Source organism: Cedecea sp. B1(4) (assembly GCF_059414925.1).
Genome location: NZ_JCAHMZ010000001.1, coordinates 447,825 through 461,593, shown reverse-complemented (window position 1 = coordinate 461,593; position 13,769 = coordinate 447,825). Strand labels below are relative to the sequence as shown.

The 13,769-nt window shown below is 56.1% G+C and carries 9 protein-coding genes and 1 other RNA gene; 7 read left to right on the top strand and 3 right to left on the bottom strand.

Going from position 1 to position 13,769, the window contains the following annotated elements; all coding sequences use genetic code 11:
* The first annotated feature begins 179 nt into the window (after window positions 1-179).
* A complete protein-coding gene (gene ydiK, locus ACR6JA_RS02300) occupies window positions 180-1,298 on the top strand; it encodes an AI-2E family transporter YdiK (RefSeq protein WP_494493484.1) in 1,119 nt (372 codons plus the stop codon).
* Between the two features lie 299 nt (window positions 1,299-1,597).
* An RNA gene (rprA, locus tag ACR6JA_RS02295) (antisense sRNA RprA) lies at window positions 1,598-1,704 on the top strand.
* Here the strand turns inward: rprA and ACR6JA_RS02290 are convergent.
* Both ACR6JA_RS02290 and ACR6JA_RS02285 read right to left on the bottom strand, forming a co-directional pair.
* Entirely contained in the window at window positions 1,701-2,603 is a 903-nt protein-coding gene (locus ACR6JA_RS02290; protein ID WP_213715772.1) for an alpha/beta hydrolase, read from the bottom strand. The genes rprA and ACR6JA_RS02290 overlap by 4 nt on opposite strands.
* Window positions 2,604-2,612: 9 nt before the next feature.
* Entirely contained in the window at window positions 2,613-4,775 is a 2,163-nt protein-coding gene (locus ACR6JA_RS02285) for a TonB-dependent siderophore receptor (RefSeq protein WP_494493483.1), read from the bottom strand.
* A 151-nt stretch (window positions 4,776-4,926) separates the two neighbouring features.
* Between ACR6JA_RS02285 and ACR6JA_RS02280 the strand changes: the two genes are divergently transcribed.
* Window positions 4,927-6,489 carry an alpha/beta hydrolase-fold protein gene (locus tag ACR6JA_RS02280; protein ID WP_494493482.1) on the top strand — a complete coding sequence of 521 codons (1,563 nt, stop codon included), beginning with the start codon at window positions 4,927-4,929 and terminating at the stop codon, window positions 6,487-6,489.
* Window positions 6,490-6,573: 84 nt separating this feature from the next.
* On the opposite strand, the gene ppsA is transcribed toward ACR6JA_RS02280, so the two are convergent.
* Window positions 6,574-8,952 (bottom strand): phosphoenolpyruvate synthase, encoded by a 2,379-nt coding sequence (gene ppsA / locus ACR6JA_RS02275; RefSeq protein WP_213715769.1) that lies wholly within the window; start codon window positions 8,950-8,952, stop codon window positions 6,574-6,576.
* Window positions 8,953-9,279: 327 nt separating this feature from the next.
* Here ppsA and ppsR point away from each other — a divergent pair, with 327 nt between their 5' ends.
* From ppsR to ACR6JA_RS02255, 4 genes are all read left to right on the top strand, one after another.
* The gene (gene ppsR / locus ACR6JA_RS02270) at window positions 9,280-10,113 is read left to right on the top strand and encodes a posphoenolpyruvate synthetase regulatory kinase/phosphorylase PpsR (protein WP_008456534.1); all 834 of its coding nucleotides are present in this window, start codon (window positions 9,280-9,282) and stop codon (window positions 10,111-10,113) included.
* Window positions 10,114-10,283: 170 nt separating this feature from the next.
* The gene (gene aroH / locus ACR6JA_RS02265) at window positions 10,284-11,330 is read left to right on the top strand and encodes a 3-deoxy-7-phosphoheptulonate synthase AroH (RefSeq protein ID WP_008456536.1); all 1,047 of its coding nucleotides are present in this window, start codon (window positions 10,284-10,286) and stop codon (window positions 11,328-11,330) included.
* A gap of 187 nt (window positions 11,331-11,517) precedes the next feature.
* Window positions 11,518-11,682, top strand: coding sequence for a hemin uptake protein HemP (gene hemP / locus ACR6JA_RS02260; RefSeq protein ID WP_008456537.1), 165 nt, complete (start codon window positions 11,518-11,520; stop codon window positions 11,680-11,682).
* 102 nt (window positions 11,683-11,784) lie between these two features.
* Window positions 11,785-13,764, top strand: coding sequence for a TonB-dependent hemoglobin/transferrin/lactoferrin family receptor (locus ACR6JA_RS02255; protein ID WP_494493481.1), 1,980 nt, complete (start codon window positions 11,785-11,787; stop codon window positions 13,762-13,764).
* Window positions 13,765-13,769: the final 5 nt, after the last annotated feature.

The window sequence follows — 13,769 nt, the reverse complement described above, 5'->3', positions numbered from 1 at the left end:
AGTAAGAGTTATCGTTTGCGTGTCTGTTTTGTTTTTATCATATTCCGTCGCGATTTGCGGCTGTTATTTCAGATAACGCGATGCGAAATGCACCTGTCAAAAATCGAGGAAATACATCATCATTAAATTATCGCCATGCGAATTTAGCGCGGGTGCATTTTATTGAGGTGATTCTTCCTATGATCAAAGTCAGTCAGCCAAAGGATCTGCTGCAGATCCTGCTGTCCGTGCTGTTTATTTCGGTGATGATTCTTGCCTGTCTGTGGATTGTCCGCCCGTTTGTTTTGGGCTTCGCCTGGGCCGGAACCATCGTCATTGCGACCTGGCCGCTGCTCATCAAATTGCAAAAGCTGCTGTGGGGCAAACGCTCCCTTGCAGTGCTGGTGATGACGCTGCTCCTGCTGATGCTGTTTGTCATCCCGGTCGCGATGTTAGTGAACAGCCTGGTGGACAACAGCGGCCCGGTGATTAACTGGGCGACCAAAGGGCACATGGCGCTGCCCGCCTTCGAATGGCTGCACAGCGTCCCACTTATTGGCGATAAACTTTACAGCGGCTGGAACACGCTGGTGAGCAGCGGCGGCAGTGCGATTATGGAAAAGATCCGGCCCTATATCGGCACGACGACCAGTTGGTTCCTTGGTCAGGCCGTACACATAGGTACTCTGCTGGTGCATCTCGGCCTGATGCTGCTGTTCAGCGTGCTGCTGTATGCCAAAGGTGAGACGCTGGGGAACGGCATTCGTCATTTCGCCTTCCGCCTCGCGGACAAACGCGGTGATGCTGCCGTACTGCTGGCCGGCCAGGCAATTCGCGCCGTAGCGCTGGGCGTGGTTGTCACCGCGCTAGCACAGGGTGTACTGGGCGGTATTGGCCTGGCGGTGTCCGGCATTCCTTACGCCGCGCTGCTTACGGTGCTGATGGTGCTTAGCTGCCTGATTCAGCTTGGCCCGCTGGTGATTCTGGTGCCCGCCATTATCTGGCTGTACTGGAGCGGGGATACCACCTGGGGGACGGTGCTGCTGGTATGGAGTTGTGTCGTTGGCACCATGGATAACGTGATTCGCCCGGTGCTTATTCGCATGGGCGCGGACTTGCCGATGATTCTGATTCTTTCCGGCGTGATCGGCGGCTTGATTGCCTTCGGGATGATTGGCCTGTTTATCGGCCCGGTGCTGCTGGCGGTTTCTTATCGCCTGATTTCGGTCTGGATGCACGAGGCGCCTGCCCCACAGGACGATCCACAAGAGGTGGTCGAACTGCTTGAGGAGCAGCAGACGCTGAATGTGAAGAAATAAGGATGCGGAGGGTTTGAGGAGTTCCTGTTCGCTCAAACCCTCTATGCGACAATAGCTAAGTTTCCGTTCACATCCTCTACATCTCCACAGGAACTTTTTTAACGACAGAATAACTTGCGACTAAAGCAGTGACTTAACGCAAATGGTTAATAAATCTAATCAATAACGCATTTTCCCTTCGCTATTCCGGCCATTGAAGCCCCCACTCCGGGCTATGCTGTCTCAAGTTATTTACCTTCTGTTAACGATTGAGACGAATCTGAGTGACGCCACTTAGTGAGATGCCTACTATTTAACTCACGGTTATGAATCAACACGTTGATTTATAAACATCGAAATCCCCTGAGTGAAACAACGAATTGCTGTGTGTAGTCTTTGCCCATCTTGATGATGGGCTTTTTTTTATTCTGATTTCGCAAAGTGATTGATAAGCGCCCCATGTAGAACCAACGGGGCAACGGTCAGGTGGCTCTGCCCTTCTACCAGCGTAAAATCAACCCGGGTCGGGGCATTAGCTATCAAGGCATTAGCCATTTCGCGGTTCCCGTCTACCATCGCTCGCTGCCCACGATGTTTTAATAGCGTGGCGCGCTTCTCTTCCGACAGCCTGGCCTCCTGCGGCTGCAGCGACTGTTCATAACTCCCCACGGAGAGCGATAGCTGAGCATTTCCCTTATCAGGCCGCCAGTTTTGCGCCATTCGCAGCAGATAGCGGTCGTTCCACCACACCGAGGGGCTTGAGGCGTAATAATGCTGGAAAGCGCCCGGTGAGGTCATAAACAGCCAGGTAGTGAACAGGCCGCCATAGGAGTGCCCAAAAAGCGCCTGCCGCTGCGGATTGATTTTCCACTGCTTTTCGACCCAGGGCCGGAGTTCAGCGTCAATAAACCGCCAGAATTTCTGCGCCTCGCCGGGTGCGCCAGGCGGATAAGTGCCCCCTGCAGGATTCGGCTCCAGCACCACTTTTTCTACCGCAGGTCGATAATCCCGCTCCCGGCGGCTGTTTTCCGGGTAGTCAATCGCCACCACCACGCCCGGCGTCAACGGGCAACGCTCGCAGGTCAGGCGCTGCATCAGCGACACCGCGCCGGGGAAGACGGACTCACCGTCCAGAAGGTAAATCACCGGCCAGCCTTCTGACGGAGGTTCGCCTTCAGGCCAGGAAACCATAATTTTATACTCGCCGTTTTCCGGCGAGTGCAGACTGTGTACCAGCGTATTCGCCAGCGTGTAGGGCTTATCCTCAATGACCGCTGCCCCCGAAGGAGCAGCGAGTGCGATAAGCGCCATAAGCAGATAGCGCAAAAGTTCTCCTTACCAGCGATAGCTGACGGTAGCGGTTAAGGTGCGGCCAATGCCATAGAAACAGGCTGAATCCGACGCGCAGGACGCCACGTATTTTGTGTCCGACAGATTATTGACGTTGAACTGCAGGGCGGCCCCTTTTAAATCAGGACTCACTTCTCCCAGTTCGTAACGCAGCATGGCGTCATAGAGATCCACGGCCGCCACTTTAAAGCTATTTTTCGCATCGCCATAGCTGGTCCCGATGTAGCGAACCCCAACACCTGCCGTCAGGTTTTTCAGCAGGCCTGCAGGAATAGTGTAACTGCCCCACGCCGACGCCATATGTGTTGGAACACGCGCGGGCGTTTTTCCTTCGGTGCCCGCCACGGTGGTGCTCACGGTTTCCGCATCCGTCCAGGTGTAAGAGCCTATCAGGTTGAGGCTGTTAAACAGCGTGGAATGCACCTCCGCCTCAAGCCCTTTAGAACGGATTTCACCGGCGTTTTCAAACCAACCCAGCGCACTGTTGTAGGTCCCGACGTTTGTCTGGCGGAGATCGAACAGCGCCAGCGTCATGAAGGTCTCTTTCAGCGGCTGATACTTAAGGCCCACTTCGGTCTGCTTGCCCAGGCTTGGGTCGAACGGCGCAGCGCCCGGCGCGCGGTTGGTCTGCAGATTGGGTTCAAACGAGGTGCTGTAGCTGATATACGGCGACAGGCCGAAATCAAAGGCGTAAAGCAGCCCCGTACGCCAGGTGAACTTGCTGTCATTCTGCTGCGTCGTTTTGCTTTTTAACCTGTCCGTCGTGCGCACTTCGGCCCAATCATAACGCCCGGAAAGCAGCAGTTGCCAGTTGTTCCAGCTGAGCTGATCCTGCAGGTACACGCCCGTCTGGTCGAGATTCTGCTGGTCGTCGTTCACCGCGCTGAAGGTGCTTTCGTCCACATTGAGACCATATACCGGATTCGGCCAGTACAGATCGTATTTCGCCCCGGTACCGCGGCTGAGCTGCTGCCGGTCATGGTTAGACTTGTAATCCAGGCCGCCTAACAGCGTATGCCCCAGCGCGCCGGTATCAAACTGCGCCTCAAGCTGGTTATCCAAGCCAAACTCATCGGTATCACGCGTTTCTCGCTGCGCACGGCGCGAAAGTAGCGTCTCGCTTTTAGAGGTGGAATACACGAGGTAACGGTACTTCTGTTTGATGCTGGCGTAGCGGGCGTTCTGGCGGAAGGTGAAGATATCGTTGAAGCTGTGCTCGAACTCATAACCCACCATCGTTTGCTCGCGCCACGACTGGTCGTAATTGGGATCGCTAACGTTAAAGTCCAGCGGGATATACCCCGCCGTGGTTTCCGTCACCAGGCCTGCGGCAGGCAGGAAGTTACGATAGCCCGCCTTCGGGTCTTTCTGGTAGCTGGTCAGTAAAGTAAAACGAGTCTGCTCGTTGGGATACCAGGTCAGCGCCGGCGCAATCGCCAGGCGCTGCTCTTTGTAATCGGCAACCTGGCTGTGCTGCGTGCGTGCGATGCCGTTCAGGCGATAAAGCACCCGATTATCGTCGCTTAGCGAGCCACCAAAATCAAAAGCCCCCTCGGCCAGATGCTGGTTGCCTGAGCGGAGCTGCACTTCATGTATCGCTTCCCTTGTCGGCCGCTTGCTGGTCATGCTGATAAGCCCGCCGGGGTTCACCTGGCCGAACAGCACGGATGCCGGGCCGCGCACCAGCTCCACGCGCTCAAGCAGCCACGGGTCAAACGTCCCAGTTTGGGAAGACGCCGTCGCGCCATAGCTCAGTCCGTCAAGATATTTTGGGACATAGATGAAGCCGCGCACAAACACCTCATCGTTGCGGTTCGAACTGCCCCGATACTCCGTCAGCACCCCGGCCGAATAGCGCAAAGCCTGCGACACGGAGGTAACATCCTGCGCGTTCATTTGGTCGCGGGTAATCACCGAAACCGACTGCGGCGTTTTGAGCAAATCAGCCGCGGTTTTCGTTGCAGACAGCGTTTTGGTAGCCACCATCCCCTTCAGCGGCGCAGAAGGATCCTCGCTAACGGAGCCGGTGACAACCAGAGTTTCCTCGCTGCCCTGCCGCTCCTGCGCCTGAACGCCGTTTCCCATCCCCAGGGCACTGAATCCCATCAGCCAAAGGCCGCGGGTTACCTTATTATTTTTAAAGTGCATGACCGTAACATCCCATGTGATTAGGTGAATTAAGTTCGCCTTTCTCTCCTGTTACGTTTTGTCGTAAAACGCAACGACTCGCAATGTTATTGCAAATCACTCTCATTTGCATTAGCGTGTATGCACTTTTTTATCAGGAATGATAAACACGATGAGAGCCGCGTGGAGCGCATTAATGTTGGGGCTTTGTTCAGCGTCGGCGGTGGCCGCGACCTGTACTTTTACCGGCAGTCAGGGTGAGCAGGATGGGAAGTTCGACGCCAGCGGCGAAATTTGCTTTGGCCTTCCGGCGCTGGGTGAAAATTACGCCAACGTCCGGTTGAGCGGCGTAACCGACGCCAGCCTGGTGGACAGCAAAGGCAGGCTCTGGCGTTCGCTGGTGGAAAATGGGCCGGTGGATGGCCAGCATAATCCGCTTTTTGCCCTGCCCGTCGGTCAGCCTTCTACGCTGGTGCTTCGCGGTGAACCCGGCAGGCGCTGGCTGTTTCGCTGGCAGATCCGTGAAACCGTGCCGCTCAATCGTAACGACGAACAATCCCCGGAAAGCCCGGCACTGCTGGCGCTTGAGCAGGCTCTGAGCCATGGCGCAAGTACGGAAGCCTTCTGGCAGGAAAGGCGCGAGCAGGGGACGCCGCTAGTCGAGCCCATCGATGCCAGCCGCAAACGCGTGACGTTCCTGTGGCGAGGCGCACAGGGCAACGTGTTCGTGCTCGGTTCACCGGCCGGTGACCATGACCCGATGTTCCGCCTCGGGCAGTCCGATGTCTGGTACCGCAGCTATGTGGTACCGGCAGATACGCTTATGCAGTACAAACTTGCCCCCGACGTTCCCCTTGTGGAAGGCACCGCGCGCGACCAGCGCCGGGCGATTCTGGTGTCGGCCCAGACTGACCCGCTTAACCCGCAATTCAGCCCCGCAGGCAAAGGCGACCGCTGGAATCGTTTCTCGCTTTTGGACCTGACCACCCACCGCTATTTTACCCCGCAGGCAACCGCCGAGCCGATTCGGCAGGGCTCCCTGGTTCGCTATCAGGTAGACAGCAACAAGCTGGCCAACCGTCGGGAAGTGGCCGTCTACCGGCCACGCGGGGGGCAGCCTGCCCGCTGGACGCTAATGCTGTTCGATGGCCGTATGTACCAGGACCGTTATCATCTCGCCAATGTGCTGGACGGCCTGATAGCCCGTCATGCCCTGCCGCCGGTTAACGCCGTGTTTATCGACAGCCTCGACGGCGAACGACGTGAAAAAGAGCTGCCGCCCAATCCTAATTTCGCTGATTTTATGGCCGAAGAGTTAGTGCCGTGGCTGCACCGCCAGGGCATCGCCACCCCGGCACAAAAAACCATCGTGGCAGGCTCCAGCTACGGCGGCCTGGCTTCAGCCTGGGTGGCGCTCCGTCACCCCGAAGCGTTTGGCAACGTGCTGAGTTTGTCCGGCTCTTACTGGTGGGCACCCGAGGGCGAAGCGCCGGGCTGGCTTACCCGTCAGTATCAGGCATCCCCACGCTTGCCGGTGCGATTTTGGCTGCAGGCGGGACGCTTTGAAAGCAAAGGCGCAGACGGCGGTATTTACCGTAATACGCAACAGCTTGAAGCCGTGCTGCGTGAAAAGGGCTACGAGGTGAGCTTTAATCCCTGGTCGAGCGGGCATGATTACGCCGCCTGGTGCGAGGCCATTATTACCGGCATGAAGGAATTGATTAAGCGGGGATAAGTGTCGGCCCGGTGGCCTGCCCCGCATAACGCTGGCAGGCTCCGGGCCGGATCCCCTCTCTTTATTGCAAAGAAGGGTTGAACGTTACTTATTCAGTTCAGCAAGGCTGAGCCAGGTTTGCACCACGGTGTCCGGGTTCAGGGAAAGGCTGTCAATCCCCTCTTCCATCAGCCAGGCGGCAAAGTCTTCGTGATCGGACGGCCCCTGCCCACAGATCCCGACGTATTTACCCTGTTTCTTCGCCGCTTTAATCGCCATCGACAGCAGCGCTTTCACCGCGTCGTTACGCTCGTCAAACAGTTCAGACACCACACCAGAGTCGCGATCCAGGCCCAGCGCGAGCTGCGTCATGTCGTTCGAGCCAATGGAGAAGCCGTCAAAGTATTGCAGGAACTCGTCCGCCAGCAGGGCGTTGGACGGGATCTCGCACATCATGATGATCTTCAGCCCGTTCTCACCGCGCTTCAGGCCCTGACGTTCCAGCTCCTCAACCACCGCTTTTGCCTGGGCAACGGTACGCACAAACGGCACCATCACTTCGACGTTGGTAAGGCCCATTTCATTACGCACGCGCTTCATGGCCGCACATTCCAGCGCGAAGCAGTCGCGGAAGCTGTCTGCCACGTAGCGACCTGCCCCACGGAAGCCCAGCATTGGGTTCTCTTCTTCCGGCTCATAACGCTCGCCGCCCACCAGGTTGGCGTATTCGTTAGATTTGAAGTCAGACAGACGCACAATCACGCGCTTCGGCCAGAACGCCGCGCCCAAAGTCGCGATCCCTTCTGTCAGGCGGCCTACGTAGAACTCAACCGGGTCGTCATAGCCTTTCATCATCGTGCGGATTTCCGCCTGCAGCGCGGGCTCCTGCTGGTCGAACTCCAGCAGCGCGCGCGGGTGCACGCCAATCATACGGTTGATGATAAATTCCAGACGCGCCAGGCCAACGCCTTCGTTCGGCAGGCAGGCGAAGTCAAACGCACGATCCGGGTTGCCGACGTTCATCATGATCTTCAGCGGCAGATCCGGCATGGCATCAACCGTGGAGCTTTTCACGGTGAAGTCGAGGATCTCCGCGTAAACGTAGCCGGTGTCGCCTTCGGCGCAGGAAACGGTCACGTTCTGGCCATCTTTCATACGCTCGGTGGCATCGCCACAGCCCACAACGGCTGGAATACCAAGCTCACGTGCGATAATGGCCGCGTGGCAGGTACGCCCGCCGCGGTTGGTGACAATCGCCGCCGCTTTTTTCATGATCGGTTCCCAGTCCGGGTCGGTCATGTCGGTGACCAGCACGTCGCCCGGCTGGATGCGGTTCATTTCGCTGATGTCGTGGATCACTTTTACCGGACCCGCGCCGATGCGGTGACCAATCGCGCGGCCTTCCGCCACGATCTGCCCCTGCGCGTGCAGCTGGTAGCGTTCCATCACCTGGCCCTGAGAACGCACGGTTTCCGGGCGAGCCTGAACGATGAACAGCTTGCCGGTATGGCCGTCTTTAGCCCACTCGATGTCCATCGGGCGGCCATAATGTTTTTCGATTTGTACCGCCTGCTTAGCCAGTTCCTGAATCTCTTCCTGGGTAATACAGAAGCGGTCGCGATCGGCTTCCGGCACGTCTTCAATCCGCACCTGCTTACCGTGTTCCTGCGTTGAAGCGTAGACCATGCGAATTTTTTTCGAACCCATAGTGCGGCGAACGATGGCCGGATTACCCGCCTCAAGCGTTGGCTTGTGCACGTAGAATTCATCTGGGTTTACAGCGCCCTGCACCACCATTTCACCCAAGCCCCACGCGGCGGTAATAAACACCACCTGATCGAAACCGGATTCGGTATCAATGGAGAACATCACCCCGGAAGAAGCGAGGTCGGAGCGCACCATACGCTGAACGCCAGCGGAGAGCGCCACGCCGCGGTGGTCGTAGCCCTGATGCACGCGGTAGGAGATTGCACGGTCGTTAAACAGCGAGGCGAAAACGTGTTTCACCGCCACCAGCACGGCATCATAGCCCTGCACGTTGAGGAAAGTTTCTTGTTGCCCGGCAAAGGAAGCGTCCGGCATGTCTTCCGCAGTGGCCGAAGAACGCACCGCAAAAGAGGCCTCGGCATCATCGGAGGAGAGCGTTTGGTACGCTTCACGAATGGCATGCTCCAGCTCAGGCTGGAAAGGCGTGTCAATAATCCACTGGCGAATCTGCGCCCCAGCTTTTGCCAGTTCGCTCACATCGTCAATGTCGGTTTTATCCAGCAGCTCGTAGATACGCTGGTTCACGCCGCTCTGGTCGAGAAACAGGTTAAACGCCTCGGCGGTGGTCGCAAAACCGTTCGGGACGGAAACGCCCATACCCGAAAGATTGGTAATCATTTCACCCAGGGAGGCATTTTTGCCTCCGACCCTGTCTACATCATTCATGCCGAGTTGGTTATACCAAAGCACCAGCGGTGACGAGCCGTTATTGGACATCGAAACAATCCTTTTTTAAATGAATGGGTACAAGAAACACCAGACTTCGTATTTAGCTTTGCATATTCTTAGGGGGGAATGAAACCAGTGAATCGTTCAAGCAAAATAAAATATGACGTTTTCGGATAGATCCGCTCATTTCATAAACCATTGATTATCATATAATCCTCACAATTTAGATGGGTATAGTATTGATTTGAATATATTTAAGATGGTTTATTAAATTTAAAAACGCTATTTCACTTTTTAAATTAAGATTAGCGCTACTCGGAATCCCTTGTTTTACTTTATGCTTTAGGGAAACCGGTTCCCCGCTCAGGAATAAAAATGGATAATTTAGTCGATCGTCAGGTATTTTGTATTTCCGATGGCACCGCGATTACCGCAGAGGTACTTGGTCACGCGGTCATGTCACAATTCCCGGTATCTATCAACAGTATTACGCTGCCGTTTGTTGAAAATGAAAGCCGCGCAAAAGCAGTAAAAGAGCAGATTGACGCTATTTACCAACAAACCGGGGTGCGTCCGCTGGTGTTTTATTCCATCGTGCTGCCCAATATCCGCGACATCATTATGCAGAGTGAAGGTTTCTGTCAGGACATCGTGCAAACGCTGGTTGCGCCGCTGCAGCAGGAGCTAAAACTCGACCCGACTCCCGTCGCCCACCGAACGCACGGCCTTAACCCCGGCAACCTGACGAAGTACGACGCCCGTATTGCCGCCATCGATTACACGCTGGCACACGACGACGGGATTTCGATGCGCAATCTCGATCAGGCGCAGGTCATTTTGCTGGGCGTGTCCCGCTGTGGAAAAACGCCGACCAGCCTGTACCTCGCGATGCAGTTTGGCATTCGCGCCGCGAACTACCCTTTTATTGCCGATGACATGGACAATATTCAGCTCCCGGCCGTGCTTAAACCGCTGCAGCACAAGCTTTTTGGCCTGACCATTAACCCTGAACGCCTGGCCGCCATTCGTGAAGAACGGCGTGAAAACAGCCGCTATGCTTCTCTCCGCCAGTGCCGTCTGGAGGTCGCCGAAGTGGAAGCTCTGTTCCGTAAAAACCAGATCCGCTACCTCAACAGCACCAACTATTCTGTTGAAGAGATGGCGACCAAAATTCTCGACATTATGGGGCTGAATCGCCGCATGTACTAAGAAACTAGTACAAAAGACCAAGCGTGTATGCTAGGGTGTACAGACTGCGGTGGGGCAATCCTTTCGCCAAAGCCGGCCGAATGTTGAAATCGGTCAGCTTTGGTTTATTGTGATCCCCATCACTTCCCGGTAAATCTGCCGCAGAGAAGACAAAATTTCTGAGACACCCAATGAACAAAACAGATGAATTGCGAACCGCGCGCATCGACAGCCTGGTGACACCGGCTGAGTTAACCGAGCGCTTCCCGGTTTCCGCTGAGGTTGCCCAGCACGTTACCGCCGCCCGCCGCCGGATCGAAAAGATCCTCACCGGTGAAGATAAGCGCCTGTTGGTTATCGTCGGTCCCTGCTCGATCCACGATCTTGACGCCGCGATGGACTATGCTCGCCGCCTCAAAACGCTGCGTGAAAAACATCAGGATCGTCTTGAGATCGTGATGCGTACCTACTTCGAAAAACCCCGCACCGTCGTCGGTTGGAAAGGGTTAATTTCCGATCCTGACCTGAACGGCAGCTACCGCATTAATTACGGCCTGGAACAGGCCCGACGCCTGCTGCTGCAGGTCAACGAGCTGGGTGTCCCTACCGCAACCGAATTTCTGGATATGGTGACCGGGCAATATATCGCCGACCTGATTAGCTGGGGCGCCATTGGCGCGCGCACGACCGAAAGCCAGATCCACCGTGAAATGGCGTCCGCACTCTCCTGCCCGGTTGGCTTTAAGAATGGTACAGATGGCAATACCCGCATTGCGGTGGATGCCATCCGCGCCGCGCGTGCCAGCCATATGTTCCTCTCCCCGGATAAACAGGGGCAGATGACGATTTACCAGACCAGCGGCAACCCTTACGGCCATATTATTATGCGCGGCGGCAAGCAGCCGAATTATCACGCAGAAGACATTGCCGCCGCCTGCGACACGCTGAGCGCGTTTGACTTGCCTGAACATCTGGTGATTGATTTCAGCCACGGCAACTGCCAGAAGCAGCACCGCCGACAGCTGGATGTTTGCGAAGATGTTTGCACGCAAATCCGCAACGGCTCGCGGGCAATTGCCGGGATCATGGCGGAAAGCTTCCTGAAAGAAGGGACGCAGCAAATCGTTGCTGGCCAGCCCCTGACTTACGGGCAGTCGATCACCGATCCTTGCCTTAACTGGGAAGATACGGAAACGCTGGTCGCGATGCTGGCGCAGGCCACTGACCGACGCTTCTGATAGTCTCCACCGGCGGGAACTTGATAACCCGCCGGATATCATAGCATTACGCCTCGCGACAACTCGTCCGCAAAGAAATTCCCTGATTCACACAATTCTTACAAATAATGCTTGCTGCTGATTCGGCTTTTTCTGATAATGATTCTCATTGTTATACTGATTGTCATTTGTAAACAGAGTGAAGCGTATGGATAAACCATTCACCCCCGCCCGCCCACAGCCCGCGACAGAACCTCGCCAGGTTGACAGCAAAACGCTGCTCGGTGCCGATGGCCGCGTTGTTATCGTCCATGAAGGACAGCAATATCTGTTACGCCAGACTCAGGCCGGGAAGCTGATCCTGACCAAATAAATTAAACAAACCGTTCCCCACATCCAAACGGGGAAATTAGCCAGCCACCCAGGTCATACCCAGGCAGCCAGCGCTTTCGATATTCCTTAGGAGAGTTGCGCTATGCCTTGCACCAACACAGCAGGTTTTCGTCTGTCTGTACTCACGTTAGCCTTATTTACCGCCCTGCCCGCTTTCGCAAAAGACGATCAAATGACCGTGGTTGCCACCGGTAACCAACGCAGCACTTTCGAAGCCCCAATGATGGTGAGCGTTATCGATGCGAATTCGCCAGAGAGCCAGACGTCCACGTCCGCCGCTGACATGCTGCGCAAAGTTCCGGGGATCACCATCGACGGCACCGGGCGCACCAACGGCCAGGACATCAACATGCGCGGTTACGACCGCCGTGGCGTACTTACCCTGGTAGACGGCATTCGTCAGGGCACCGACACCGGCCACCTGAACAGTACGTTCCTCGATCCCGCGCTGATTAAGCGTATTGAAGTAGTACGTGGTCCGGCGGCTCTGCTGTACGGCAGCGGCGCGCTGGGCGGTGTTATTTCCTATGAAACCGCAGACGCCGCCGATCTGCTATTTGACGGGCAAAACAGCGGCTTCCGCGTCTTCGGCACCGGTGGTACCGGCGACCACAGCATCGGCATGGGCGCCAGTGCCTTTGGCCGTACCGATAACCTGGACGGCGTCGTCGCCTGGTCCAGCCGCGATCGCGGTAACCTGCGCCAGAGCAACGGTGAAACCGCGCCTAATGACGAAAACATCGGCAACCTGCTGACCAAAGGCACTTGGTATATCGATTCGGCTCAGTCGCTGTCCGGCTCCCTGCGCTACTACAATAACAACGCGCAGGAACCGAAAAACCCGCAGACGCCGGACGCCTCAGCCTCCAGCAACCCGATGACCAATCGCTCCACCATTCAGCGCGACGCGCAGCTGAAATACCACCTCAATCCGCAGGATAACGACTGGCTGAACGCGACCGCGACGGCCTACTGGTCCGAAGCTCGTATCAACGCCGAAACCCCTAATCAGGGAGGTGAATTCCGTAAACAGACGACCAAAGGCGGTAAGCTCGAAAACCGCAGCCGTCTGTTTAGCGACAGCTTCGCGGCTAACCTGCTGACCTACGGCAGCGAATATTATCGTCAGGAGCAGGCTCCTGGTGGCCTGACGACTGGTTTCCCACAGGCGAAAATCAACTTTGGTTCCGGCTGGCTGCAGGATGAAATCACCCTGCGCGACCTGCCGATTTCTATCCTGGCAGGGACGCGTTATGACAACTACAGCGGCAGCAGCCAGGGCTATAAAGACGTGGATGCCGACAAGTGGTCATCACGCGGGGCGGTTTCTGTCACCCCAACCGACTGGCTGATGCTGTTTGGTTCCTATGCGCAGGCGTTCCGTGCGCCGACCATGGGCGAGATGTACAACGACTCCAAGCATTTCTCTATCGGCACTCGCTACACCAACTATTGGGTACCAAACCCGAATCTGCGTCCGGAAACCAACGAAACGCAGGAATACGGCTTCGGTCTGCGCTTCGACAATCTGGCAATGGCTAACGACGGCCTGGAATTCAAAGCCAGCTACTTCGACACCAAAGCGAAAGATTACATCTCTACCACCGTGGACTTCGCCAAAGCGACCACCATGTCCTACAACGTGCCAAAAGCAAAAATTTGGGGCTGGGACGTCAACGCGAAGTACACCGCCGATCTGTTTAGCCTGGATACCGCCTATAACCGTACCCGTGGTAAAGATGAAGATACCGGCGAGTACATCTCCAGCCTGAACCCGGACACCGTCACCACCACCCTGGACATCCCTGTGTCACACAGCGGCTTCTCCGTGGGCTGGGTCGGCACCTTCGCCGAGCGTTCCACCCATATCAGCAGCTCCTATGCACAGCAGCCGGGCTATGCGGTCAGCGATTTTTATGTCAGCTACAAAGGGCAGCAGCAGCTGCGCGGTTTAACCACCACGCTGGTGTTTGGCAACGCCTTCGATAAAGAGTACTGGTCACCGCAGGGTCTCCCGCAGGATGGCCGTAACGGTAAAATTTTCGTGAGCTATCAATGGTAAAGGAG

Coding starts and splice junctions, on each gene's coding strand:
- ydiK (WP_494493484.1), top strand. CDS start 180: ATGATCAAAGTCAGTCAGCCAAAGGATCTGCTGCAGATCCTGCTGTCC.
- ACR6JA_RS02285 (WP_494493483.1), bottom strand. CDS start 4,775: ATGCACTTTAAAAATAATAAGGTAACCCGCGGCCTTTGGCTGATGGGA.
- ACR6JA_RS02280 (WP_494493482.1), top strand. CDS start 4,927: ATGAGAGCCGCGTGGAGCGCATTAATGTTGGGGCTTTGTTCAGCGTCG.
- ppsA (WP_213715769.1), bottom strand. CDS start 8,952: ATGTCCAATAACGGCTCGTCACCGCTGGTGCTTTGGTATAACCAACTC.
- ppsR (WP_008456534.1), top strand. CDS start 9,280: ATGGATAATTTAGTCGATCGTCAGGTATTTTGTATTTCCGATGGCACC.
- aroH (WP_008456536.1), top strand. CDS start 10,284: ATGAACAAAACAGATGAATTGCGAACCGCGCGCATCGACAGCCTGGTG.
- hemP (WP_008456537.1), top strand. CDS start 11,518: ATGGATAAACCATTCACCCCCGCCCGCCCACAGCCCGCGACAGAACCT.
- ACR6JA_RS02255 (WP_494493481.1), top strand. CDS start 11,785: ATGCCTTGCACCAACACAGCAGGTTTTCGTCTGTCTGTACTCACGTTA.